Source organism: Bacillus cereus group sp. BfR-BA-01524, from assembly GCF_022662595.1.
Taxonomy (GTDB): domain Bacteria; phylum Bacillota; class Bacilli; order Bacillales; family Bacillaceae_G; genus Bacillus_A; species Bacillus_A thuringiensis_S.
On sequence record NZ_JAKUDW010000480.1, the window covers coordinates 1 to 219 of the forward strand.

Below are 219 nucleotides of genomic sequence, written 5' to 3' on the forward strand. Positions count from 1 at the left end.
TCAGTTGCTCTACCAATTGAGCTAAGTCGGCTAAATGGTGGAGGATGACGGGATCGAACCGCCGACCCCCTGCTTGTAAGGCAGGTGCTCTCCCAGCTGAGCTAATCCTCCATTTGCCTGGCAACGTCCTACTCTCACAGGGACAAGGTCCCAACTACCATCGGCGCTAGAGAGCTTAACTTCCGTGTTCGGTATGGGAACGGGTGTGACCTCTCTGCC

The 219-nt window shown here is 55.7% G+C and carries 1 tRNA gene and 1 rRNA gene; both read right to left on the reverse strand.

What is annotated here, in order from left to right:
- Window positions 1–35: 35 nt before the first annotated feature.
- A tRNA-Val gene (locus tag MR170_RS32915) sits at window positions 36–111 on the reverse strand.
- Window positions 112–115: 4 nt separating this feature from the next.
- Window positions 116–219 (reverse strand): 5S ribosomal RNA (gene rrf, locus MR170_RS32920); the annotation flags it as partial.